Origin of the sequence: Saccharothrix lopnurensis (assembly GCF_042658445.1) — a bacterium.
In the GTDB taxonomy this organism is placed as follows: Bacteria; Actinomycetota; Actinomycetes; order Mycobacteriales; family Pseudonocardiaceae; genus Actinosynnema; species Actinosynnema lopnurensis.
Window position 1 is genome coordinate 269,655 of the sequence record NZ_JBHSQO010000001.1, and the last position, 24,733, is coordinate 294,387.

17 protein-coding genes are annotated in these 24,733 nt (G+C 75.2%); 10 read left to right on the forward strand and 7 right to left on the reverse strand.

Annotated elements, in window-relative coordinates; all coding sequences use genetic code 11:
* The first annotated feature begins 37 nt into the window (after nt 1-37).
* A complete protein-coding gene (locus tag ACFP3R_RS01205; protein WP_380631869.1) occupies nt 38-2,302 on the forward strand; it encodes an ATP-binding protein in 2,265 nt (754 codons plus the stop codon).
* A gap of 202 nt (nt 2,303-2,504) precedes the next feature.
* Here the strand turns inward: ACFP3R_RS01205 and ACFP3R_RS01210 are convergent, their stop codons facing one another.
* Nucleotides 2,505-2,663 (reverse strand): hypothetical protein, encoded by a 159-nt coding sequence (locus ACFP3R_RS01210; protein WP_380631871.1) that lies wholly within the window; start codon nt 2,661-2,663, stop codon nt 2,505-2,507.
* A 207-nt stretch (nt 2,664-2,870) separates the two neighbouring features.
* Here ACFP3R_RS01210 and ACFP3R_RS01215 point away from each other — a divergent pair, with 207 nt between their 5' ends.
* From ACFP3R_RS01215 to ACFP3R_RS01245, 7 genes are all read left to right on the forward strand, one after another.
* Nucleotides 2,871-3,719 (forward strand): DUF4132 domain-containing protein, encoded by an 849-nt coding sequence (locus ACFP3R_RS01215; RefSeq protein WP_380631872.1) that lies wholly within the window; start codon nt 2,871-2,873, stop codon nt 3,717-3,719.
* Nucleotides 3,719-8,530, forward strand: a complete 4,812-nt coding sequence (locus tag ACFP3R_RS01220; protein WP_380631874.1) for a hypothetical protein — start codon at nt 3,719-3,721, stop codon at nt 8,528-8,530. Before ACFP3R_RS01215 ends, ACFP3R_RS01220 begins: the two co-directional genes overlap by 1 nt.
* The gene (locus ACFP3R_RS01225; protein WP_380631876.1) at nt 8,527-9,696 is read left to right on the forward strand and encodes an ATP-binding protein; all 1,170 of its coding nucleotides are present in this window, start codon (nt 8,527-8,529) and stop codon (nt 9,694-9,696) included. The genes ACFP3R_RS01220 and ACFP3R_RS01225 overlap by 4 nt, the downstream gene beginning before the upstream one ends.
* On the forward strand, nt 9,680-13,093 hold the full coding sequence (locus tag ACFP3R_RS01230; RefSeq protein WP_380631878.1) for a DUF5682 family protein: 3,414 nt from the start codon (nt 9,680-9,682) through the stop codon (nt 13,091-13,093). Before ACFP3R_RS01225 ends, ACFP3R_RS01230 begins: the two co-directional genes overlap by 17 nt.
* A complete protein-coding gene (locus tag ACFP3R_RS01235) occupies nt 13,090-14,964 on the forward strand; it encodes a hypothetical protein (RefSeq protein ID WP_380631880.1) in 1,875 nt (624 codons plus the stop codon). The genes ACFP3R_RS01230 and ACFP3R_RS01235 overlap by 4 nt, the downstream gene beginning before the upstream one ends.
* Before the next feature lie 126 nt (nt 14,965-15,090).
* Nucleotides 15,091-15,879: a DddA-like double-stranded DNA deaminase toxin gene (locus tag ACFP3R_RS01240; protein ID WP_380631882.1), complete on the forward strand. Its 789-nt coding sequence runs from the start codon at nt 15,091-15,093 to the stop codon at nt 15,877-15,879.
* Nucleotides 15,867-16,289 (forward strand): Imm1 family immunity protein, encoded by a 423-nt coding sequence (locus tag ACFP3R_RS01245; RefSeq protein WP_380631884.1) that lies wholly within the window; start codon nt 15,867-15,869, stop codon nt 16,287-16,289. The genes ACFP3R_RS01240 and ACFP3R_RS01245 overlap by 13 nt, the downstream gene beginning before the upstream one ends.
* A 141-nt stretch (nt 16,290-16,430) precedes the next feature.
* On the opposite strand, the gene ACFP3R_RS01250 is transcribed toward ACFP3R_RS01245, so the two are convergent.
* The 5 genes from ACFP3R_RS01250 to ACFP3R_RS01270 all read right to left on the reverse strand — a co-directional run bounded on the left by ACFP3R_RS01250 (nt 16,431) and on the right by ACFP3R_RS01270 (nt 20,498).
* Nucleotides 16,431-17,195, reverse strand: a complete 765-nt coding sequence (locus tag ACFP3R_RS01250; protein WP_380631885.1) for a GntR family transcriptional regulator — start codon at nt 17,193-17,195, stop codon at nt 16,431-16,433.
* A gap of 1 nt (nt 17,196) precedes the next feature.
* Nucleotides 17,197-18,006, reverse strand: coding sequence for a tryptophan synthase subunit alpha (gene trpA / locus ACFP3R_RS01255; protein WP_380631887.1), 810 nt, complete (start codon nt 18,004-18,006; stop codon nt 17,197-17,199).
* The gene (gene trpB, locus ACFP3R_RS01260) at nt 18,003-19,175 is read right to left on the reverse strand and encodes a tryptophan synthase subunit beta (protein WP_380632121.1); all 1,173 of its coding nucleotides are present in this window, start codon (nt 19,173-19,175) and stop codon (nt 18,003-18,005) included. Before trpB ends, trpA begins: the two co-directional genes overlap by 4 nt.
* 116 nt (nt 19,176-19,291) lie before the next feature.
* The gene (locus ACFP3R_RS01265) at nt 19,292-19,696 is read right to left on the reverse strand and encodes an MmcQ/YjbR family DNA-binding protein (protein WP_380631888.1); all 405 of its coding nucleotides are present in this window, start codon (nt 19,694-19,696) and stop codon (nt 19,292-19,294) included.
* 61 nt (nt 19,697-19,757) lie between these two features.
* Nucleotides 19,758-20,498: a CPBP family intramembrane glutamic endopeptidase gene (locus tag ACFP3R_RS01270; protein ID WP_380631890.1), complete on the reverse strand. Its 741-nt coding sequence runs from the start codon at nt 20,496-20,498 to the stop codon at nt 19,758-19,760.
* A 394-nt stretch (nt 20,499-20,892) separates the two neighbouring features.
* On the opposite strand from ACFP3R_RS01270, the gene ACFP3R_RS01275 reads away from it, so the two are divergent.
* Both ACFP3R_RS01275 and ACFP3R_RS01280 read left to right on the forward strand, forming a co-directional pair.
* Nucleotides 20,893-22,053, forward strand: coding sequence for a S1 family peptidase (locus tag ACFP3R_RS01275; RefSeq protein WP_380631892.1), 1,161 nt, complete (start codon nt 20,893-20,895; stop codon nt 22,051-22,053).
* Between the two features lie 370 nt (nt 22,054-22,423).
* Entirely contained in the window at nt 22,424-23,866 is a 1,443-nt protein-coding gene (locus ACFP3R_RS01280) for a flavin monoamine oxidase family protein (protein ID WP_380631894.1), read from the forward strand.
* A gap of 64 nt (nt 23,867-23,930) precedes the next feature.
* Here ACFP3R_RS01280 and ACFP3R_RS01285 read toward each other — a convergent pair whose 3' ends face one another.
* Complete coding sequence (locus tag ACFP3R_RS01285; RefSeq protein WP_380631896.1) at nt 23,931-24,713, reverse strand: CPBP family intramembrane glutamic endopeptidase; 783 nt, start codon at nt 24,711-24,713, stop codon at nt 23,931-23,933.
* Between the last annotated feature and the right edge of the window lie 20 nt (nt 24,714-24,733).

Below are 24,733 nucleotides of genomic sequence, written 5' to 3' on the forward strand. Positions count from 1 at the left end.
CCCTCTCGTCCGCAGACCTGCGGTGTGCCGGCGCCCGATGGGCTCGATGGTGTGCGTGCCGGTGGTCGACCGGTGGGACCGGGACGAGGTGGGCATGGCGGACGAGGTGGCCGGTGGCAGCGGCGGGTTGCCGGCCGGGACCGGTCAGCACGTGGTCGCATCGGGCTCGGCGGTGACGGTCCAGGCCGGTCGCGATGCGGTGGTCGAGGTGCGGCAGGTGGTGCACGGGCCCGTGCGGCGGGTCGTGCCGCGCCAACTGCCCGCCGCGCCGCGGGTGTTCACCGGCAGGGTGGCCGAGCTGGCCGCACTGGACCGGGTCCTGGCCACCGCCCCGCCGGACGGCCCCGGCACCGCGGCACCGGACGGCGTCACCGTCGACCGGGCGGGCGAGGCGCTGGGGATCTCGGTGGTCGACGGGGCGGGTGGGATCGGCAAGACCTGCCTCGCCCTGACCTGGGCCCACCGCAACCTCGACAGGTTCCCCGACGGGCAGTTGTTCGTCGACCTGCGCGGTTTCAGCCCCACCGGCCGGCCGGCCGACCCCGGCGAGGCGGTGCGCGGGTTCCTGAACGCCCTGGGCGCCGGTCCCGAGGGCCTGCCCCCGGACCTGGACGCGCAGGCCGCGCTGTACCGCAGCCTGATGACCGGCAAGCGCGTGCTGGTCATGCTGGACAACGCCGCCACCGCCGATCAGGTCGTGCCGCTGCTGCCCGGCACCGCGTCGTGCGCCGTGCTGGTCACGAGCCGCGCCGTGCCGTCCTCGCTGATCGACCGGTACGGCGCTCACCGCCTGCGCCTGGGCGTCCTCTCCCACGAGGAGGCCCGAGCCGTGGTGACCGCGCGCCTCGGCGCGGGACGCGTGGCCGCCGAGCCCGGCGCGGCCGACGAGCTGATCGGGTTGTGCGGACACCAGCCCCTGGCCCTGACCATCGCCACTCGCCGCGCCGCCACCCACCCCACCACCCCGCTGGCGGAGTTCACCACCGAACTGCGCGGCGCGGGCCTTGAGGCGCTCGACCACGACACCGACCCCGCCGCGAGCCTGCCCGCGGTGCTGTCCTGGTCCCTGCGCCGGCTCACCGACCGGCAACGCCTGGCGTTCGCGTTGCTGGGGACCATCCCCGGACCGCACGCCGGGCTGCCCGCCACCGCCGCCCTCCTCGACCTGCCGGTGGGGGAGACGTACGCGGTGCTGCGGGCGCTGACCGACGCTTCGCTGGTGGACCGCGCTCCCGGCGGCCGTCACCACATGCACGACCTCGTGCGCGAGTACGCCGCCGTCACGGCCGGCCGTGAGGTGGACGCGGGAGCGCGAGGGGCGGCGCTGCGGCGGGTGTCCGACTTCTACCTCCGCACGGCCCACGCCGCCGACCGCCTGCTCAACCCCCACCGGCAGCCCCTGCGGCCCGATCCGTCCGCCGGGGCCGCGAACCACCTCGACCTGCCCGACGCCGCCGCGGCCCTGGCCTGGTTCGACGTCGAGCACGTCAACCTGCTGGAGACCCAGCGCGCCGCCGCCGGCAGCGCCTCGTACCGCACCGCCGCGGACCTGGCGTGGTCGCTGGCGAGCTACCACGACCGCCGGGGGCACCTCCGCGAGCGCATCGCCGCGTGGCGCGTCGTGCTGGACGTCGCCGGGCACCTGCCCGCGGCGACCCTCGTGCGCGCCCACCGGCACCTGGGACGCGCCCACGCGGACCTCGGGCTCCACGACGCGGGGATCGAGCACCTGGGCCGGGGCCTCGCGGTGGCCGAGAGCCACGGCGACGCGGTCCAGCAAGCCCACTCCCACCGGGAACTCGGGTGGGCCCTGGTCGGGCAGGGGGACGACCGGCGGGGCCTGGAGCACGCCCTGCGCGCGCTGGAGCTCTTCCGGGCACTCGGCCAACCGGTGTGGGAGGCCAACGCGCTCAACCAGGTGGCCTGGTGCGAGGCCCGCCTCGGCGAGCACGAAGAGGCCCGCGCCCGCGGTCGGGCCGCACTCGCCCTGCACCGCCGCCACGACAACCCGGCGGGAGCCGCGGCCACCCTGGACACGCTCGGCTACGTCGAGCACCGCGACGGGCACCACGACCGGGCCGTCGACCACTACGAGCAGTCCTTGGCGTTGCGCCGCGAACTGGGCAACACCTACCGGTGCGCCGATACCCTCGACCGGCTCGGCCACCCCCTGGTCGCCCTGGGGGACCACGAGCGGGCTCGCGCGGTGTGGCGGGAAGCGTTGCGGCTGTACCAAGAGCAGGGCCGCGACGACGCCGCCCGGACACAGCGCCAACTCGACGACCTCGACGGGCCGGGCTGATCCCCCGAACCGGCCGGGATTCGACGACCCGCACCGCGCCACCGGACCCCGCCGATCCGGCGACACAACCGCCCCGTCACGCCCCGGCGACGCACCGTCCGGTCAACACCCGCACCGGGCGCGGAGCGTCACCGCGGAGCTACTCGCGGGCACACCTCTTGCCTTGTGCGGCAGGCAATTCGACAGTGGTCCCGCCCCGTGGTCAACCGATGAGGAAATCCCGAGCACGAAGCGAGCGCACCCCGCGCCAGAAGCGCGCGTCGGCGCAGCCGACGATCACCATGCCCCCCAGCAACGGCAGGACCATGGCCCCCTCGACCGCCAACGCGCTGGTCAGCGCGATCCAGAACAGCAGTCTCATGCGAGCAGAATAGGGAGATGCAGGTCACACCTGTAGTGGATTTGGGAAAGGCTTGAGGTAAAGGACCCGGCCCGCGACACGGCGGACTCCCCACCGGCCCCCGACCGGTCACGACGAGGTTGCGAACCCGTCCTCCTGATCGTTTTGTCGGACCCCGTCGCTAGCCTCCCCGCCAACACACCGAGGACGACTTCGCAGGAGGACACCGTGGGCTGGCTCGACGCCGCGTCCGGGTACCAGGTGAGGCTGGGGGAGAACGGGCGCGTCCAGTGCCGCAACGGCAAGGGCAAGCTGCTCTCCTCCGTGCCGGCCTCGCTCAAGGAGGACCCGCGGGTGGTCCAGCTGCGGCAGCTCGCCGAGTGGCTGGCGCGCCACGAGGCCGAGTGCCTGTCCGCTGTGGACGGCTGGATGGTCCGGTCGCTGCCCGTGCCCACCGCGCTCATCGCCGAGGTCTGGGCGGACACCGCGTGGGCGGGCGCGCTGCGCGACCTCGTGGTCACCGCGGACGACGAGGTCGGCTTCCTGCGCGACGCCGACCCGGACCGGGGCCTCGGCCTGGTCACCCTCGACGGCGACACCGTCCGCACGCGACCGGAGGCGGTGCGCATCCCGCACCCGGTGCTGCTGGACGACCTCGACGAGCTGCGCGAGTTCGGCGCGGAGCTGGGCGTGGAGCAGAAGGCGCAGCAGCTGTTCCGGCAGACCTTCGCCCGCCCGGCGGACCTGGCCGGCAAGCGGTCCGTGGACGACTACGCGGGCGGGAAGTTCGAGCAGCTCAACCACGCACTCGGCCGGTGCCGCACGCTCGGCTACCCGGTGCGCGGCGGTGACGCGGTCTACGCCGCGTTCGAGGACGGCCGCGTGGTGGAGGCCCGCTACTGGCTCGGCTCGGACTACCCCGAGGGCGAGACCTGGACCGGCGACCTGCGCTGGGCGCTGGAGGACGGAACCGCGCTGGCGCTGCCCGACGTCGGACCGGTCGCGTGGTCCGAGGGGATGCGCATGGCCTCGGCGATCCACGCCGGGCGAGTGGTCGAGGAAGCGGCGGTGGCGTGATGTCCGACGACAAGGCGCTGATCAACGCCGGGGCCGTGCTGCCCGGCGCCGACACCGCGGGCGACGACCGCGACACCGTCACCGCCCGCCACTACACCCACCCGGCGCTCGACGACCGCGTGGTGGTCCGGCTGACCCCGGCCGTGCTGGGCCGGGCCGAGGACCTGACCTGCGAGTACCTCGGTTTCGGGGAACCGGGGCGCGTCACCGGCGTGGGCACCGGGCGGCGCAGCGCGCTCGGCTTCCCCGCCTGGGCCCTGGTGCACGACCCGGCCAACGCCCACCACGCGCTCAACCTCGTCAAGGACGTGGAGCGCCTGGCCCGCACCGCGAAGTCCCGCGCGGGCGCGGCCAAGGACGGCTTCACCGCGCTGGGCGACATGCTCGGCCGCTCCGCGCCGCACTTCCTGCCCACCTTCTACGAGCAGGCGGGCCGGATCTTCCTCCAGCACGGCAACCCCACCTACGCGGCGAGCATGTTCGGCAAGGCGCGGGAGGCCGAGGAGGTGCACGACCTCGCGGTGGACCCCGCGCGGATCCGCGAGGTGTTCCTGGAGTTCGCCTTCGCCGGCGCGCTGACCGCCAAGGCGCTGTCCGCGCACGCGAAGGGCCTGGCCCGCAAGCACGACCCCGACGACGCCTACGAGCTGTTCCTCACCCTGTGCGTGGAGCGCACGCGCGGCGGCCTCCCGCCCTACACCGGTATGCCCGAGGACCTCCGGCGGCTGGCCAAGGCCGCCAAGCGCACCCCGCGCGCCGAGGACGAGCGGCTGCTGCGCGCCGTCCTGGACAGCTCCGCGATCAACCGCGCGGGCGCCGGGTTCTGGAAGTCCTACCGGGACTCCCTGGTCGCCGTCGCGAAGGGCGACGCCGAGGTGCGCGCCCGGCTGCTGGCGTTCGTGCCCGACTCGACCGCCGCGCTGGACACCTGGTTCGACGTCCTCGACGCCTGCGGCGCGACCGCCGCGCTCACCGGACCCGCCGGCGAGGTGCCCGCCGACCCCGCCGGGTGGCTGTCGTCGGTGGTCGGCGTCCGGTCGGGCGGTTGGCGCGCGGTCGGCCGCTCGCAGCGGCTGCTGGACCTGGTCGGGCGGATGGCCGACCGGCTCGTCGCCGACGCCGTGCCGGTGAAGGTGCTGCGCTACTGGCGGCAGGGCGAGCTGGACCTGCTGGACCTGCTGGTCTCCCGCGGCGTGCCCGTCGCGCACGGCGAGCGCGACGAGGTGCGGTTCGACGTGACCGGGTGGCTGGCCGACCAGGAGCCCGGTCGCCGGGACCTGACCGCGCTGGCCGCGTCCGACCGGTTCGGCGCCGCCCTCGGCGAGGGCCTGGCCGAGCACGCCCGCAACCACGCCCGGCCCAGCGTGGTCGGGCCGGAGGTGCTGCGGTCGGCCACCGCCGTGCCCGGCCTGCGCGCCGCGCTGCGCCAACTGCTCACCTCCCGCGCCGCGGCCGTCTCCGCCACCAACCTGCCCGACCTCGAACGGCACCTGGACCGGCTGGCCGTGCTGCGGCTGCCCGAGGCGTTCGCGGACGTGCCCGAGGCGGCCGAGTCGATCGCCGCCACCGACGTCGCCGCCGCCCTGCACCGGACCCTGCGCGCCGGCCTGTTCGACGAGCTGGGCTGGCCCGCGCTGGAGGAGGCGGTCGCCCGGCTGGAGCCCTCCGTGCCGAAGGGCCAGGCGCTCACCGCCTGCGGCGAGGGGTGGCCGGCGCTCGTGCTGCGCGCCGGCGAGACCTTCGTGGTGGTGGGCCCGGACGGGGTGCTGGCCGAGCACGTCGCGCGCATCCCGCCCGACGCCCGCCACCGGTGGTCGTTCGAGCCGACCGCGTCCTGGTTCGACGGCGTCCTGCTGGTGCGCTGGCAGGGCCCCGACGGCGAGCTGGCCTACTGGAGCGACGCGCCGGACCGGGTGATCAAGCACGACGACGGCCGCTACCACTACCACCACCGCCGCGACCTGCCCCTGCCGTCGATCGCCCTGGCCGGCGGCGCCCGCTTCGCCGGGCGCCGGGCCGTGCGCCCCGGCGACACGCAGCTGCCGACGTCGCAGGAGGCCCACGGCGACGGCGTCGGCGTGTGGACCCAGCACCACGACCGGGACTGGCGCTGGCGCGAGGTCGACCCGGCGACCGGTGAGCTGGGCCGGGTCAGCCTGCCCCGGTTCCTGGAGGACTTCGCCGCCGACGGCGCCGAACTCCAACTGGCCGACTGCGACCTGCGCCCCGCGACGCCCGCCACCGCCGGCAGCCCGCTCGGCGCGGCCGACGGCCTGCACGGCTGGCGCCTGCGCCGGGAGGCCGACCGGTCGTGGACCGGCGAGGGCGTGGACGGCCGCCGCGCGCGGCTGCCCGCGGGCACCACTCGCCCGACGGGCCTGCTCCGGCTGCCCGGCGCGGACGTGGTGCTGAGCGGGGGCCGCGACTCGGTCTCGCTGCTGGCCGAGGACGGCGCCGTGCTCGGCACGGTGTCCGCGGGCGGCTGCCACCCGAGGTTCGCGGCGGGCACGCCGCTGGTCCCGCCCCGGGACTGGTGGCACCTGCTGAGGCCGCGCGACGAGGCCGGGTCCGCCGCGCTGCGCGCGGTGACCAGGCGGGCGGTGGACGACCTGCTCGCCGCGGCGGCGGTGGAGGGCGGGACCGGCAAGCGCACGATCCGCCAGCGGTTGACGGCCCTGGTGCGGGGCGAGCGCGACGAGCTGTCCGCGGCGGTCGTCAAGGCGCTGCCCGGCCTCACCCACCCCGGGCTCGTCACGGGCATCGCGGACCTGGTGCGCCGGGCCGCGGACCTCCTGGACTCCTACCGCGGCTACGGCGAGATCGCCGCCGCCGCCCGCGCGGTGCGGCCCGAGGCCGCGCCGACCGGCCCGGAGGTCACCGAGCAGGACCTGCACGCCGCGCTCGACTGGTTCGGCGGTCGCCGCTCCCACCGGTCGAGCGGGGCCGTGCCGACCACGCTGCCCGCCCTGATCGCCGCCCTCGGGGAGGCCGCCGCCCGACCGGCGGCCGGCTCGCTGCCCGAGGCGCACAGCCCGGACTGGTTCCACGCGCTGCCCGACCTCGGCGCGCTGGTCCACCGCGTCGCGTCGCCGCTGACCCCCGACGAGCACCGCGACGCCCTCGTGCTGGTGCTGCGGCACCTGGCCGACAGCGGCCTGGCCGACGGCCACTGGCGCGTGGTCCACGTGGTGGTGCCGCCCGGCGACGCGGTCGTCCACCGCCGGGTCGTCCCGGTCGGCGACGGGTTCATCGCCCCGCTGGAGTCGCAGTGGCGCTCCGAGCCGGGCAGCCGCTTCACCGGCCTCCAGCTCACCCGCACCCCCGGCCGCTACGAGCTGCCCGCCGGCTGGCAGCTCGAACACGCCGACGAGGTGCGCGCGCCGTTCGGCGGCGAGCGGCTCCGCCGGTCCCTCGACGCGCTGGCCGAGCACGGCCCCGCGCCGTGGCTCCCGGAGGCCGTGCCCGCGCTGGTCGAGCGCACCGGCCTGGGCACCGCCGAGGCCACCGTGCTGCTGGCCGGGATGCCCGGCGTCGCCGGCTGGGAGGCCAACTACCTGGACGCCGGGCACCGGCGGCTGCTGGAGCTGTCCGCGGCCGGCGCGAAGGCCGCCAAGGCGCGGCTGGGCCGCCTGGACACCACCTACCGCCGCCGCCTGGTGGCCGCCGCCGTGCCCGCGGACCCGGCCGAGCTGTGGACGCGCGGCCCGGACGTGGACGCGGTCGCGCGGGTGTGGACCGACGAGCACGGCTACCGCGCGCCCGTGCCGGACGACGTGCTGGTGGACGCGGTCAAGCAGGTGGGCGTGCGCGAGGTGGCCGAGTACGTCACCGGGGTGGTCAACCCCGACCGCACCCCGTGGCTGACCACCGACGCCGAGCTGCGGCTGGAGGGCGGGGAGCTGGTCGGCCACGACCGCGGCGGGTTCCACCAGCCGGCGCTGGTCGCGGTGCCGCAGGTGCTGCTGTGGCTCGCGCAGCGGCTCCCGGTCGGCTCGCCGCTGCGCGCCCGGCTGCCCGAGGCCCTGGAGCTGACCCGGCGGCGCGTCGCCCACCCGGGCTTCGCCGTCAACCTGAGCTCGTGGAGCTCCACCGACGCCGTGCGCGCCCTGCTGGGCATGGACGTGCCGGAGGACAAGGTGGCCCACCGGTACCGCGACTGGCTCGACGTGATCGGCCACAGCTCCTACCACTGCCGGCTGGTGGTGCGCCCGGGTCTGCTCCAGCCGCAGGACCGCGACGTGCTGGCCGCCCTGGTGGAGATCACCGGGGACCGGGAGGTGCTGTGGGCGCTGGACCTGCTCGCCGACGACGGCCTCACCGCGGCCTGCTCCGCGACCGCGCCCGGCCACGTCGACCCGGCCGCCTGCTTCCAGGACCCGACCGTGTCCGCGCCGACGCTGGTGGGGGAGGTCGCGGCGAGGTTCGACCTGCCCGAGGACGCCGCCGCGCTGTACCTCCAGCTGCTGGCGCTGCCCGACCCGACCGACGCGAACGTGGTCCGCTGGACCGGGTGGAAACCCGCCCGGCTGCGCGCCGCCCGCGCCGCCCTGGCGTCCACCGACCTGGTGCTGACCGCGAAGCGCGCCCGCGCCGGGCGCTCGCTGTTCCTGCCCGGCGGGTGGCTCGCGCTCGGCGCGCCCCACCTGCCGCTGGAGGCGTGGAAGGCCCCGCTGTTCGGCTTCACCGCCACCCCGCCGGGCGTCATCGCGCCCCGCGAACCGATCGCCGACCTGTTCGCCCGCGCGTGGCGCCGGGTGCTCGACGGCGACGCGCCCGCCTACGAAGAGCTCAAGACCGGAGGACGCCGGTGACCGCCACCCAGCAGAGCGGGTCCCCGAGGACCGGACCGAGGCAGGTCGAACCCGCCGAGGACGCCCACCGCGAGGAACTGGCGTTCCTGGCGGCCTTCGACGACGGCCCGAAACCGCCGGGCTGGCGGCTCACCCCCAGGGCCGCGGTCACCTTCGTCATGGGCAGCGGCGGCGCGCTGGCGCTGCCGCGACCGGTGGCCGGGCTGCCCGCGCGCCTGCTGATCAGCCCCAAGTTCGTGGGCGAGCGCGCCCTGGTGGAGCGGGCGGTGGTCACCCTCGCCGGCGAGCGCGGCCTGCTGCTCGTCGGCGAACCCGGCACGGCCAAGTCGATGCTGTCGGAGCTGCTGGCCGCCGCCGTGTCGGGGAACAGCGGGCTCGTCGTGCAGGGCACCGCGGGCACCACCGAGGACCAGCTCCGCTACGGCTGGAACTACGCGCTGCTGCTGGCCGAGGGGCCCAGCCCGCGGGCGCTGGTGCCCTCGCCGGTGCTCACCGCGATGCGCACCGGCGGCGTGGTGCGGGTCGAGGAGATCACCCGCTGCCTGCCCGAGGTGCAGGACGCGCTGGTGTCGATCCTGTCCGACCGGCGGATCGCGGTGCCCGAGCTGTCCGGCACCGACGCCTCGGCCGTGGACGCCGCGCCCGGCTTCACCGTGATCGCCACCGCGAACCTGCGGGACCGGGGCGTGTCGGAGATGTCGGCCGCGCTCAAGCGGCGGTTCAACTTCGAGGCGGTCGGGCCCATCGGCGACCTGGCCGCGGAGACCGCGCTGGTGCGCCGGCAGGCCGGGGCGGCGCTGGAGCGCGTCGGCGCGCCGTTCGCGGTGGACGACGTGGTGCTGGAGGCGCTGGTGACCGCCTTCCGCGACCTGCGCAACGGCGTGTCGGAGGAGGGCTGGGCGGTCGAGCGGCCCTCCACCGTGATGAGCACGGCCGAGGCGGTGTCGGTGGCGACCTCGCTGGGCCTGGCCGACGCGTACTTCCCCGGCGACCGCGACCCGCTGTCGCTGCTGCCGGGGCACCTGCTGGGCGTGGTGCGCAAGGACGACCCCGGCGACGCGGCCCGCCTGCTCGGCTACTGGGACGGGGCGGTGCGGCGGCGGGCCGAGTCGGGGGCCCGCGCCTGGCGGCGGCTGTGGGAACTGCGCGATGTCCTCGACTCCTGAGGTCGTCGACCGGCTGGCCGGTCACCGCGCGCCGTTCCTGATCGGGGTGCGGCACCACTCGCCCGCGCTGGCGGCGGTGGTGCCCGCCCTGCTGGAGGCGTGCGCGCCGGAGGTGCTGCTGGTCGAGCTGCCCGCAGAGCTGGGGGAGTGGCTGCCGCACCTGGCTGCGCCCGACCTGGTGGCGCCGGTCGCGCTGTCCGGCGCCGCGCGCGACGGCGGCGACCTCGCGTTCTACCCGTTCGCGGACTTCTCCCCGGAGCTGGCCGCGATCCGGTGGGCGTTCCGCAACGGCGTCGAGGTGCGGCCGTGCGACCTGCCGCTGGCGCTGCGCGGCGACGGGCACCGGCGCGGCGAGCGGGGCGCGTCGCCGCTGACCGAGGCGCTGCGCCGGGCCACCACCGGCCGCGACGGCGACGACCTGTGGGACCGGCTGGTCGAGACGGCGGCGCCCGGCCAGACCGCCGAGGCGGTGCGGCGGGCCGCGCTGCTGGTCGGCTGGGCGCTGCGCGAGGACGCGGCGGCCACCGGGGTCGACCCGTTCGACCTGCGCCGCGAGGCGTGGATGCGGCGCGAGGTGGCGGGGGTGGGCGACCGGCGCTGCGCCGCCGTGATCGGCTCCTTCCACGCCCCGGCCCTGCTGGGCGGTCCCCTCGACGAGACGCCGGGACCACCGGTCTCCGAGGTGGTCACCTCCCTGGTGCCCTACGGTTTCGCGCTGCTCGACGAGCGCTCCGGCTACCCGGCGGGCATCCGCGACCCCGAGTGGCAGCAGGCCGTGCTGGAGGCGGCCGGCGACCCGGCCGCGGTGGAGGCGGCCGCGGCGGCGGTGATCGTGCGGATCTGCGCCCGCACCCGGGAACTGGGCCACCCCGCCGGCCCGGGGGAGGCCCGCGAAGCCCTGCGGCTGGCGACCGACCTGGCCCGGCTGCGCGGGCTGCCCGCGCCCGGTCGCGGCGAGGTGGTCGAGGCGGTGCAGACCGTGCTCACCCACGCCGAACCGCTGGGGCGTGGGCGCGTGGTGGCGCGCGCGGCCGGTGACGTGCTGGTCGGTCACCGCACCGGCCTGCTCGCCCCCGGCACGCCCAGGTCCGGCCTGGCGCCCGCGGTCGAGGACCTGCTGTCGTCCCTGCGGCTGCCCGGTCCTGGTTCGCGGGAGCCGGCCGTGCTGCGGCTGGACCCGCTGCGCTCGGCGCTGGACGCCCGGCGCGAGGTGGCGCTGCGGCGGCTCGCGGTGCTGGGCGTGAGCTACGCGACCGGGACCGCGACCACCGGCGTCGGCGGCGGTGACGCGCTGACCACGCGGTGGACGGCGACGTGGACCCCGGCGACGGCGGCGACGCTGCCGGTGGCCGGCCTGTGGGGCGCGACCCTGGAGCGGGCCGCGCGCGGTCGGCTGCGCGCCCGCCGGGCCGAACGCGACCAGCGCGGCGGGCCCACCCCCGCCGACGTGCTGGCGGACCTGTCCGACGCGGCCGCCTGCGGCCTGCCCGACCTGGTCGGGGACCTGCTCGCGGACGTGGCGACCACGCTGCCGTCGGCGGCGACCCTGCGGGAGCTGCTGGCGGCCCTGGACCTGCTCGACCGGCTGCGCGCGGGCCACCTGCCCGGCACCCCGGGCGACGTGCTCGACGCGCACCCGCTGCTGGCGCGGGAGCTGGAGACCACGGCGGTCGGCCTGCTCGACGGGCTGGCCGGGTCCGAGGACCCCGAGGACGCGCGGGCGCTGGTGGAACTGGGGCAGCGGCACGACGCCCACGGCGCCGGCCTGCGGCTCGCGGCGGGCCTGCGCCGGCTGGCCGACGAGGGCGCGCCGCTCATCGCCGGCGCGGCGGGCGCGGCCCGGGTCCTGCTGGGCCTGCTGCCGCCGGCCGCGCTGGGCGAGCGGATCGCGTCCTGGGTGGACGGTGCGACCACGCCGCAGCGGCGGGACGTGCTGCGGCGGGCGTTGACCGGCGTCCTCGCGGCGGCCGGGTCGCTGCTGGAGACACCCGAGGCGCTGGAGGGCCTGGTGGAACGGGTGGAGCGGTTGGCGGACCAGGACTTCCTGGACCGGCTGCCCGCGTTGCGCGGCGCGTTCACCTCGATCGGCCCCGCCGCGCGGGCCCGGGTGCTCGCGGTGGTCGAGGAGCGGACCGGCTCGGCGGTCGACCGGCTCGGCGCGCCCGACCCCGAACTGCTCGCGACCTGGCTGGAGGCCGAGCGCGCCGGGGCGCGGGCCCTGCTGGCGCACGGCCTGGGGTCGCCGCGGTCCGCTGTGGACGAACCGGTCGCCGGGCCGCCCGCCGCGGTGGCCGATCCCACCGGCCTGCCGGTGGCGGTGCGGTGGCGGCTGGTGCTCGGCGCGCGCGGCGAACGGCCGGCGGGCGCGGCGCGCTACGCGGCGGCGCTGGACGAGCTGTACGGGGCGGACCGGGGCGAGGGCGCGCTCGGCGGCGACCTCGGCGCGGACCGCTCGACCCCCTTCCCGGACGTCCGGGAGTGGTCGGAGGAGCTGCGGGAGCTGTTCGGCGAGGGCGTCCGCGAGGAGGTGCTGGCCGCGGCCGCGGAAGGCGGTCGCCTGGAGGCGGCCCTGGAGATCGACCCCGGGTCGGTGCGCCCCTCGGTGGAGCTGCTGCGCACCGTGCTGTCGTTGGCGGGCGGCCTGTCGGAGGGCGCCGTGGCCCGGCTGCGGCCCCTGGTGGCGCGGCTGGTCCGGGAGCTGACCGCGCAGCTGGCCAACCGGGTGCGGCCCGCGTTGACCGGCCTGCGGCTGCCCACCCCGACCCGCCGGCCGGGCGGCGGCCTCGACCTGCCGCGCACGGTGCGCGCCAACCTGGCCACCGCGCGCCGGGACGCCTCGGGACGGGTGCTGGTGGTGCCGGAGCGGCCGGTGTTCCGCACGCGCGGCCGCAAGTCGGCCGACTGGCGGCTGGTGCTCGTGGTGGACGTGTCCGGGTCGATGGAGGCGTCCACGGTGTGGGCGGCGCTGACCGCGTCGGTGTTCGCCGGGGTGCCCGCGCTGTCGACGAGGTTCCTGGCCTTCTCCACCGAGGTGGTGGACCTGAGCGAGCGGGTGGCCGACCCGCTGTCCCTGCTGCTGGAGGTGCGCGTGGGCGGCGGCACGCACATCGCGGGCGCGCTGCGGCACGCCCGGACCCTGGTGACCGTGCCGGAGCGGACGATGGTGGTGCTGATCAGCGACTTCGAGGAGGGCGGGCCGGTCGCGCCGCTGGTCGCGCAGGTGCGGGACCTGGTGGCCTCCGGCGTGACCGTGCTGGGGTGTGCGAGCCTGGACGACACGGGCGTCGCGCGGTACTCGGCGTCCGTGGCCGGCGCGCTCGTGGCGGCCGGGATGCCGGTGGCCGCGCTGAGCCCGGCGGAACTGGCCCGCTGGGTGGGGGAGAAGGTGCGCGGATGACCCCGGGAACGACCCTGCCGCCGGTGGCGCCCGTCGTGGTGGCGGACGTGCTCGACGCGCTGCCGCCGCGCCTGCGCAAGCGCGTGGACGCGGCCCTGGACAGGACCGCCTCGTGGACGGTGACCGGCTCCCCGGACACCGCCCGCGCCGAACTGGACCCGGAGACCACCCTCACCTGGACCCTGCGCGACGGCGTCCTGACCGCCGCGGCCGACCTGGTCTGCTCCTGCCTGCTCGCGCCGAAGTGCCTGCACCGCGGCATCGCGGTGGCCGCGGCCGACATCGCCGAACCGGACACCCCGCCGCCGGCTCCGGCTCCCGCCGCCCCCACACCTCCAGCCACCTCCACCGCCCCCGATCCCGCCCCCGATCCCGCTACTGCTTCCTCGCCTTCCCCCGCTCCCTCACCGCCCTCCACTTCCTCACCGTCCCCCTCCCCGGTGACCGAGGCCGAGCGGCAGGCGGCCACCGCGCTCTGGCAGGCGTGCGCCACGATCCTGCGCTCCGGCGCGACCGGCAGCGGCGCGGTGGTCCGGGCCGAACTGCTGCGGGCCGTCCACACCGGACGCGTGACCGGCCTGCACCGGGCCGCCACCACCGGCCTGCGCATCGCCTCGTCCCTGGCCGCGGCCCGCACCGGCGACTCGTCCTTCGACCGCGAGGTGCTCACCGCCGACCTGGTCGAGCTGATGCTCCTGTGCCACGACCTGCGCACCGGCACCGGCACCGGCACCGCCAGCGGCACCGGCGATCCGGCCGAACTGCGCGGCACGGCGCGACGCGAGTACCACCCGATCGGTGCCCTGCGCCTGCACGGCCTGTGCACCGAACCGGTGGTGGCGACCTCCGGCTACGGCGGCGTGGTCACGCACCTGGTGGACGACACCGGTCGACTGTGGACGGTCCCCGCGATCACCCCCGGCGGACCCGAACGCGTCGCGGCCGCCGCCGGCGGACCGGTCGCCGTCGGCGAATCCGGCCTGACCCACCGGCAGCTGGGCCGCGCGGGCCTCCTGCTGTCCGGCGGCACGGCGTCACCGGACCACCGGCTGGGCGCGGGCAAGGCGGTCCGCGCGGTGGCCGCCACCGGCGCGGCCTGGGACGAGCCACCCCTGGCCACCCTGTGGACCCGGCCCCTGACCGACCAGGTGGACCGCGCCCACCACGCCCGCACCCACCCCGACACCCACCGCCCGGCAGCCGCCGACCTGCTGTTCCTCGACGCCACCGTGCTGGGTCCGACGGGCCCGGCCCTGAGCGTGGCCGTGGGCGACGCCCGGGTGGACCTGATCGGCGCGGGCGACCGCGCCCACGACAACCTGCGCGTCCTGTCGACCGCGACCGGCCTGCGCCTCAAGGTCGTGGCCCGCCTGCTGCCCGACCGCCCCGGCACCGCCACCGCCCTGGCCGTGTCCGGCGACCTGGACCTGCCCACCGACCTGCGCCACCACGTGGACCTGGGCCTGGACCGCCTCCAGCACTCCCACCTGGGCAGCCACGCCCACGAGCCGGCAACCCCACCCCCACCGAACGCCAACCCCACCCTGACCCCCGCCAGCCGGACCCCACCCCCGCTGCGCCCCCTGGCGAACGTGCTGCACCGCATCGCCCTGGGTGGCCGAGCGGTGGCCGCGGTGTCGTCGACCTCCCGCGAGGTGACCACCCTGACCGCCAACGGCCTGACCACCACCGCCGACCTGTTGGCCGACCTCGCCGCCACCTCGCGCGACCGCGAGCGCGACGCGTTCGGCCGCGTCGTCCGCGACGCGGGCGACGCCTTCCCGCTGGCCTGGCTGAGAGCCGGCCTCCACGTCCGCGAGTTCACCCGAGCCGCCGCCCACCGGGCCTGGCTGGACGCCACCACCCCCTGACGCCCCGGCGCGAGTCGTACGTCCAGACCCACCGCGCCGTACCCGTGGCCCCTTGGCGGGTCCCGGCTTGTCGGTGGCTTGTCGGTGCCCTGTGCCACGCTCGCGCGGCAGGGGAAGGGGGCGGCGGTGGCGTTAACCCGAGAGGTGGCGGCACAGGTCAGGGCCGCGTGCGCGAAGGGCGAGCAGGCGCGGACCGCGCTCGAACAGGCGGAAGACCTGGCCCAGGAGGCACACGACATGCTCGCTCGCGCGTGGGAGGGCGCGCGACGCTTCGAAGCGGACGGGGCACGCGTGCTGTCAGCCTTGGCCGGGGTGGCGGATGCCTGCAAGGGCCACTACTGGCCGCTGCTCAACGAGGCCGTGAAAGCCGCCCGGGGATACGCGAACCACCTGGCGACAGGCATCCCCGACCCAACCCCGACCCCTCAACGGCCCGCACCGCCCCCGACGCAGCCACCTCCAACCGACGAGTCTGAACCCAACGACCCGCCCGCCATCCCACCCGAACGCATCGAACAGCTACGGCGGGAGTTGCCACCACCCGTGGTGTCCAACACCGGGCAGAAGACGCACGGGTGGTGGATCGGCCCGGACGGTCAGGCTCAGAAGGTCGTGAGCGAGCGTGACGAGCGTTCCGCTCTCGTGCAACAGCAGTTGGCCAAAAAGGGTCTGCACAGGAGGATAACCCGAGCCGGAGACGTGGAGATAAAAGTGGCGGCCGACATGGCTGAGAATGGCATTAAAAATGCAACCGTGGTGATAAATTATGTGCCGTGCAAGGGTCCTTTGGGCTGTGACACCCTCGTGCCGGTCCTCCTCCCAGAGGGGGCCACACTGACGGTGCACGGCATCACCGAAGCCGGGGTGCGGACTCGCACCCGCTACACAGGAGGAGCGCAACCGTGGTGGACCTAGAGGCGTGGTACGACGTGAACCGCGACGACCCCGCGATCATTCGCACCCCAGCCGAGTTGGACGCCGTCTTGGACGCCGTGACCGAGTGGGACGGCCGGATCATCGTGGACCTGTTCGTGGCCGGTGACCTGAAGCGGCCGAATCTCAACGTCGGGGTCAACGGTCGCTCCGGGCATGGCGCGCTCTACTACGCCGAAAGTCAGGACGCGTGGTTCAGCGCCGGGCAGTCGGGACCGGGCGAAAATCCCGTCGAACGGCTTCTTTACTACTACATGAACGCCAGCACCGAATTCCCAGGTGACTGTGAAATCCCGCTGGACGTGGTGCGCCGAGCCGCTCACGAGTACATGACCACCGGGGGGCAACGGCCGACCGCGCCCACCTGGAAACCCGCTCCGGAGTGGTGGTGAGCAACCGACCACGTACCGGAAGACACCCCGGAACAGGCCGTAGACCATCTTCGAGCACCGGCCCGCGCCGGTGACGCCGCTCCCGCGAGTCGTACGTCCAGGCCCACCGTGTCGTACGTTCAGGACCCCCGAGTTGCACGTTCAGGACGGCGGCCCGTAGGACAGCTCGGTGCCCGAGGCCGCACGCTCGGCGGTGATCGCGGTGTCCCCGACCAGCAGCGCGCGGTCGTCGACCAGGGGGACGCCGCCGTCACCGCGGCTGAGCCGGCAGCTGAGCAGGGCCGGCGACCCGGCCGGCAGGCCGAGCACCTCCGCCTGCGACGGGGTCAGCGCGACCGCCCGGATCGTCTCGCTCGCCTCCCGCACCGGCGTGCCCAGCTCCTCCAGCACCAGGTAGAGCGACCGCTCGCGCAACCGCTCGACGTCGACCCGCCCCCCGACCCCCGGCGCCAGGTACGAGGTCTGGAGCAGCAGCGGCGACCCCCCGGCGCCGCGCAACCGCTCGACGGCCAGCACCCGACCACCCGGCGGGACCCGCAGGCGCGCGCCCACGTCCGCGGGCGGGTCGACCAGGTCCGCGCCGAGCACCTCGGTCTCCAGTTCGATGCCCTGCTCCACCAGTTCCTGCGCCAGGCTCCGCAACCCGGTCAGTCCGTAGGAGAAGCCGGGCGCCCGGACGAACGTGCCCACCCCGTGCCGCGTCTCCAGCAGCCCGTCGGCCTCCAGCGCCTGGATCGCCTGCCGGACGGTCATCAGCGAGACGTCGAACTCCTCGACCAGCTCCCGCTGCGCGGGCAGCGGCGCGTCGGCCGGGTAGTGCCCTCCGGCGATCCGGTCGGCCAGCACCCGGTAGATGGCGAGGTACTTGGGCACCCGCGACTCCAGGCCCGACCGCCGGCCGTTCACCTCAGGGCGCTCCCTCACTCCGCTGGGACGCCGAGGATAGCGCGGCGCGGAACCCGGCCACGGCCTCGACCACCGCCCCGGCGGGCCCGCCGTCGGCCAGCAGCCGCACCAGCGCGGAGGCGACCACCACGCCGTCCGCGTCCTCGCACGCCCGGACCGCCTGCGCGGGCGTGGAGATGCCGAACCCGGTGATCACCGGCAGGTCGGTCATCCCCCTGAGGCGGCGGGCGTTGGTCACCGCGCTCGCGGCCAGGTCGTCCCGCTCGCCGGTGACGCGCATCGAACTCATGCAGTAGACGAACCCCGCCGAGGCCCGCGCGATCTCCCGGCACCGGTCGTCGTCGCACGAGGGCGCCGCCAGCAGCACCGCGTCGACCCCGACCGCCGCCGCCCGCGACCGGTACTCCGCGGACTCCTCCAGCGGCAGGTCCGGCACGATCACGCCCCGCACGCCCACCGCCGCCAGGTGGTCGACGAACCCGGCCACCCCGTGCTCCGGCACCAGCGTGGTCGCCACGTTCGCGTAGGTCATCACGACCAGCGGCACGTCGAGGTCGAGCCCGGCCAGCTCGTCGAGCAGGGCCCGCGGCCGCCCACCCCGTTCGAGCGCCCGCGCGGCCGCCCACTGCACGGTCGGGCCGTCGAGCATCGGGTCGGAGAAGGGCAGCCCGACCTCGACCGCGTCGGCCCCGGCCGCCGCCACGTCCCGCACCAGGTCGACCCAGTCGGGCACGACCCCGGCCATCACGTAGGGCACCAGCAGGGGTCGGCCGGCCGCCCTGAGGTGTTCGGCCACACCGGCAACGCTCATCGCAGGGCCTCCCTGATCTGCTGGACGTCCTTGTCGCCCCGGCCGGACAGCGTGACCAGGACAGTCGAGCCGGGCGGCAGCTCACCGGTCGCGGCGGCGTCGACCACCCACGCCAGGGCGTGCGCCGACTCCAGGGCGGGCAGGATGCCCTCCAACCGCGTGACCAGCTCCAGCGCCCGCAGCGCCTGCTCGTCGGTGACGCCGGGGTAGCGGGCGCGCCCGGTCTCGGCGAGGTGCACGTGCTCCGGGCCGACGCCGGGGTAGTCGAGGCCGGCGGAGATCGAGTGCGCTTCGAGCACCTGCGACTCGTCCTGGAGGAAGTGGGACGTGAACCCGTGCAGCACGCCGGGCACGCCCTTGTCGACCGCGCTGCCGCCCGCGGCCTCGACCCCGACGAGCCCGGCCGGCGTGTCGACGAACCCGGCGAACGTGCCCGCCGCGTTCGACCCGCCGCCGACGCACGCGACCACCACGTCCGGCACCGCGGCCGGCAGCAGTTCGGCGCACTGGGCGCGGGCCTCGTCGCCGATCACCCGCTGGAACTCCCGCACCAGCCACGGGTAGGGGTGCGGGCCCATGACGGAGCCGATGCAGTAGTGCGCCTCCTCGGTCTCGCCGACCCAGGCGCGCAGCGCGGCGTTGGTCGCCTCCTTCAACGTGCCCGTGCCGGTGGCCGAGGCGACGGGCACCACCTCCGCGCCCAGCAGCCCCATGCGGAAGACGTTCAGCTCCTGGCGCCGCACGTCGGTCTCGCCCATGTAGACGGTGCAGGACAGGCCCAGCAGCGCCGCGGCGGTCGCGGAGGCGACACCGTGCTGGCCGGCGCCGGTCTCGGCGATCAGCTTGCGCTTGCCCATCCGGCGGGCGAGCAGGGCCTGGCCCAGCACGTTGTTGATCTTGTGCGACCCCGTGTGGGCGAGGTCCTCCCGCTTGAGCAACACGCGCACGCCCAGCGCACCGGACAGTCGGGCGCACTCGGTGACCGGCGTCGGGCGGCCCGCGTAGGTGGTGAGGAGCCGGTGGTACTCGGTGGTGAACGCGGGGTCGGACCACGCCTCGCGGAACGCCGCCTCCACCGCCTTGGCGGCGGGCACCAGCGCCTCGGGCAGGTAACGGCCCCCGAACCGCCCGAACCGGCCGGTCGCGTCGGGCTCGGCCATCAACGACATCTCATCGGTTGACACATCTAGAACTCTAGATGTCTTCCGGTGGGATGGGCAAGCGGGAACCCCGGAGGCGGCACGGGTCGTCCCGGAACGTGCCGCCTCCGGGGCTCGGCGCCCCGTCAGACCTCGGCCGGCCGGTGCACCAGGTCCACCAGCTTCTGCGGCGCCGACGCGCAGTAGCTCTCGGTCACCAGCTCGGTGACCTCCTCCCAGTCCACGTCCTCGTCCAGCACCACGCCGATCACGTTCTCCGCCCACGTCACGGAGAAGAACGGGTGACCGGCGTGCCTCAGCGCGCCCAGCTCCGCCCCCTCCGACCGGAACGTCATCACGCTCACCGGCCCGTCCGTGCCCGCCGCCTTCGCGTACGACGGCGGGTCACCGCCCTCGACCTCCAGCACGTGCGCGAACGTCGTGGCGCGAATGCGCCACCGCGTGCCCCGCCACGCCGGCTCCTCGACCGCCTCGGGCAGCGCCAGGCAGATCCGCCGCAACCGCTCGACCACCTCGTCCGGGTCCCCCACGGTCCCCCTCCTTCCGCTCGACGCGGACGTTATCGGCGACCCCCGACAATTCCGGTGGCGGTCACCACACGCCGGTGGTGGTGAGCAGGAGCGCCACGGCGGGCAGGAAGTTGTTGACCTGGTGGGCCACCACGCAGGTGAGCAGGTTGCCGGTGAACACCCGCGCCAGCCCGATGGGCACCGACAGCAGGAGCAGCAGGGGGGTGCGCAGCAGTTCCAGGTGCGCGACGGCGAACACCGCGGTGGTGGCGGTGAAGATGAGCCAGCGGTTCCAGCGCCAGTGCTCCAGCGCCCGCCAGAGCACACCCCGGAAGAGGACCTCCTCGGCCAGCGGGGCGAGCAGCCACAGGGCGGCGAACGCGACCAGGGCGGGCACCGGGCCGAGCAGCCGGTCGGTGAACTCCTCGCCGACGGCCGAGGTGGCCTGGTCGTCGCCCACCCACGCGGTCCACAGCGCCGCGGCCGGGATCGCGAGCAGCAGGCCGCCGAAGCCCAGTTGGACGCCCTTCTTGACGGCGACGGGGTCCCAGCGCAGGGCCAGTTCGCGGCGCACGCGCCCGGCTCTCGGGCCCGCGCCGACCACCACGGTGCCCACCAGCGCGGCCAGCGCCGCCAGCGACGGTGGCACGACCAGCAGGGCGAGCAGCGGCCACGACGGCAGCGGGCCGTCGAGCACCTCGGGGTCGGCGAAGGCGAAGGGGAGCAGCACGAGCGCCGCGACCAGCAGCAGCACCGCGCCGGCGGTGAGGAACACGGCCACCATCGCCCAGCCCGCGCGCAGTCCCCGGGCCGGCGCGGACACCCGCGGTGGAGGTTCGTGAGCCTCGTCCGCGCGGCTGGAAGTGAAAGTTATTCCGACTTCACCGGACAAGGCTCCACCTCGATGTGCCGGCCTGGCTCCGATCGGACGGCGGTGTCGCGTCCGCGAACGGTGGACGAGCGTCCGCCCGGGGGTTACCCGCCCGATGCCCGGCACGAACGTCACCAGGGGTGATCGATCGCCGGTCGGTCCGCTCGGGCCGCGCCGGGAACACCACCGACTCGGCGGTACGGGTGCATCGAGTGAGAAAGTAACCTTATGGTTGATCATCTGGTTTATTCATACCGAAACCGGCCCGTCTCGGAACTCCGCGCACCAACCCCCCGGGCGAACGGCCGGTGCACCCCCTGCTCCCAGGTGTGAAAGGGCTGCTCAAGTGACTTCTTCACGCACTGTCCGATTAGTCGGCGCGGTCGTCTTCGCGGTCGGCCTCGCCGTCCCGTCCCTGCCCGCGACCGCCGCCCCGGCCGAGGTCGCCGCCACCTCCTCGACCTCGGCGCCCCGCGCGTCCCTCGGCATGGCCGAGGCGATGAAGCGCGACTTCGGCCTCACCTCCCAGGGCGTCGAGACGCGCCTGGCCCAGGAGGAGAAGGCCCGGGGCGCCGAACTCCTCGCCCGCAAGCTCTACGGCTCCTCGTACGCGGGCAGCTGGTTCGACCCCGCGACCGGCAGGCTCGCGGTCGCGGTCGCGGGTGAGGCCGCCACCGCCAGGACCGGCCTCGACGTCACCGTCGTGCCCGTCGCCCACACCTACGCCCAGCTCGACGCCGCCAAGACGGCCATCGACCGCCAGGCGGGCAAGGCCGCGCCGGCGGGTGTCAACGGCTGGTACGTCGACGTGCGGACCAACGCGGTCGTCGTCACGGTCAACCGCCACCGGGTCGACGCGGCGGTGGAGTCCTTCCTCGCCACCGCGAAGGCCGTCCACGGCGCCGTGCGCGTGGTCGAGGAGGACCACTCGCCCGTGCCGTACGCCGACGTCGTCGGCGGCTGGCCGTACTGGATCAACAACGCGGGCCGGTGCTCCATCGGCTTCGCCGTGCACGGCGGCTTCGTCACCGCGGGCCACTGCGGCACCCCCGGTGCGCAGGCCACCGACCAGTACGGCGCGCTCTACGGCTACTTCGCGGGCTCCACGTTCCCCTACTACGACTACGCGTGGGTGCGGACCGTCGCGGGCGTGAACCTCTGGGGCTACATGGAGGGCTACGACGGCTACTGGTACTACGTGCGCGGCTCCGCGCAGGTCCCGGTGGGCTCCGGGGTGTGCCGCTCCGGCTCGACCACCGGCGTGCGGTGCAACTACATCCAGGCCCGCGGCCAGACCGTGAACTACCCGCAGGGCACCATCTACAACCTGACGCGCACGAACGTCTGCGCCGAGCCCGGCGACTCCGGCGGCTCGTGGCTCAGCTCCAACCAGGCCCAGGGCGTGACCTCGGGCGGCTCGGGCAACTGCTCGACCGGCGGGACCACCTTCTACCAGGAGGTCAACCCGATCCTGGCCGCCTACGGCCTGTCGCTCGTCCTGACCTAGACCGCCGCGCCCCGGCGTGGCCCAGGCGCCCCGGCCGACCGCTTCCCGCGGACCGGCCGGGGCGCCGTCGCGACCGGGTGCGCCCGGCGCGACCCCGTCACCCGTCCGGGAACACCCGGGCCGGCCCGAGAACGCGCCCGCCACCTGACCGGGTGACCTCGGCGACCCGTTCGGTGGCAGCCGCATCCGTCCGGCACCCCGGGACCGCGTTCCACGCGTTCTTTTTCCTTATTCCACGGTAAACCAGGCTCACTCCATCGGGGTGTGGTCGTCCGTCATCCGCGCGAGTACGGTCCATATTCGAGGATGGCCGCCTCTCCTGTCATTTCCGCGGTACGCGGTGGATATCGCACAACGGTGAGGTGACCTCATGACGCTGGAAGTCCTCGACCTGCTCCGGGAGGGTTTGCCGGAAAGCTCGGCGCCGAAGCGGCGGATCGTCGTCGTCGGCGCGGGGATGGCCGGCTTGACCGCCGGTCTGCTGCTCAAGGAGGCCGGTCACGAGGTGACCATCCTGGAGGGGCAGAACCGGCTCGGTGGCCGGATCCTGACCCACCGCGGGTTCGCGGGCGACATGTACGGCGAGTTCGGCGCGATGCGCTTCCCCGAGCAGCACCCCCTGGTGCAGCACCTGATCCGGGACCGGTTCGGGTTGGCGACCCAGCCGTTCCCGATGTACGACGAGGACACGTTCGTGTACCTCCAGGGAAAAGGCGTGCGCCGCCGGGATTTCAGCGCCGACCAGTTCAACTTCGACCTGCTGCCCGACGAGGCGGACAAAGCGCCGCACGAACTGCTGCGGCACACGGTGAAGCCGCTCGTCGACATCATGGAGCAGGAGGACCAGGACAAGGCGTGGCACCGGATCCTGACGGACTACGACCGGTACACCCTGCTCGGCTACCTCAAGGAGCGCGGTCTCAGCGACGGCGCGCTGTCCATGCTCGGACCGCTGTTCAACCTGGAGGGCCGCTACCACTTCTCGCTGGTCGAGTGGTTCTCGCACTTCTACGAGGACGTGTTCGGCGACCTCGTCTACATCGTCGACGGCGCGGACAGCCTGCCGCGCGCGTTCGAGGAACGGCTGATGGACGACATCCGGCTGGGCGCCCAGGTCCACGCCGTCGACCAGGGCGACGAGGACGTGCGCGTGCACTACCGGACCGGCCGCCAGTCGCACGTGGTCACCGCCGACGAGTGCATCGTCACCGTCCCGTTCGCCAGCCTGCGCCACATGGAGATCAGCGGGCTCGACTCGGACAAGTGGTACGCGATCCGCAACACCTACTACGGCCGCGCGCACAAGCTGTTCATGCAGTTCAGCGAGCGCTGGTGGGAGAGCGGGTACGGCATCACCCACGGCCTGACCGTCACCGACCTGGCGATCCGCAACGTGGTCTACCCGCCGGCCGGGCAGGACCGCCGGTTCCGCAAGGGCGTGATGATCGCGTCCTACTGCTGGGAGCAGGACAGCATGCCCTACACGCCGCTGGCCGGCGACGAGTGCGTGGCGCAGGCGCTGGAGGACCTGTCCAAGATCCACCCCGAGGCGAGGGACACCTTCGAGTTCGGCGTCTACAAGGACTGGGCGCTGGACTGGTACGCCTGCGGCATCGGCCCGCTGTTCCGCGCCTTCGAGATGAGCGAGGGCTTCTACGAGGACGTCATCCGGCCGGTGAACCGGGTGTGGTTCGCCAACGACGCGTGCGACCGGCGGCACCGCCGGTGGGTGGAGGGCGCGCTGAAGGCGGCGGTCAAGAACGCCTACGCCATCCACGAGGGGATGCGCGGCGAGATGCCCTGGAAGGACTGACGGGGCCCCGGCCCGCCACCGGGACGGGTGGCGGGCCGGTCGGGCTGGGGTCGGCCCGGCAGGCTCACCCCGGCAGGGCGCCGGTCGTGACCAGCAGCAGGGCCACCGCGGGCAGGAAGTTGTTGACCTGGTGGGCCACCACCGAGGCGAGCAGGTTGCCGGTGAGCAGGCGGGCCAGGCCCAGCGGGATGGACAGCACCAGCAGCAGCGGGGTGCGCAGCAGTTCCAGGTGGGCCAGGGAGAACACGGCGCTGGTCACCGCGAACACCACCCAGCGGTTCCAGCCCCACCGCTCCAGCGCCCGCCACAGCGCGCCCCGGAACAGCACCTCCTCCCCGAGGGGCGCGATGAGCCACACGGCGAGGAAGGCGACCACCGCGGGCAGCGGGCCCAGCTCACGACCGGCGAACGCGTCGCCGACCGCGGACGTGGCCTGCTCGTCGCCGACCCACCTCGCCCACAGCGCCGCCGCGGGCAGGGTGAGCGCCAGCCCGCCCGCGCCCAGCCCGAGACCGATGCCCAGGTCGCGCCAGTTCCAGCGGAACGCCAGCTCGCGCCGCGCCCGCCCGGCCCGCGGCCCGCCGCCCAGCCACGCCGTCCCGGCCACCGCGACGAGCGCGGCCAGCGTGATCGGCACGACCAGCAGCGTCAGCAGCGGCCAGGGCGGCAGACCGCCGTCGTCGAGCAGCGCCGGATCGGCCGCGGTGAACGGCAGCAACACCACCACCGACGCCAGCACCATCGTCGCCTGGGCGGCGGCGAACACGGCGAACATCAGCAGCCCGGCCCGTCCGCGCCCGGCGGTGGGCGTCGCCGGCGGCGACGGGTCGTTCTCGGCAACGGTCACGACCGTGGATAACCCGGACC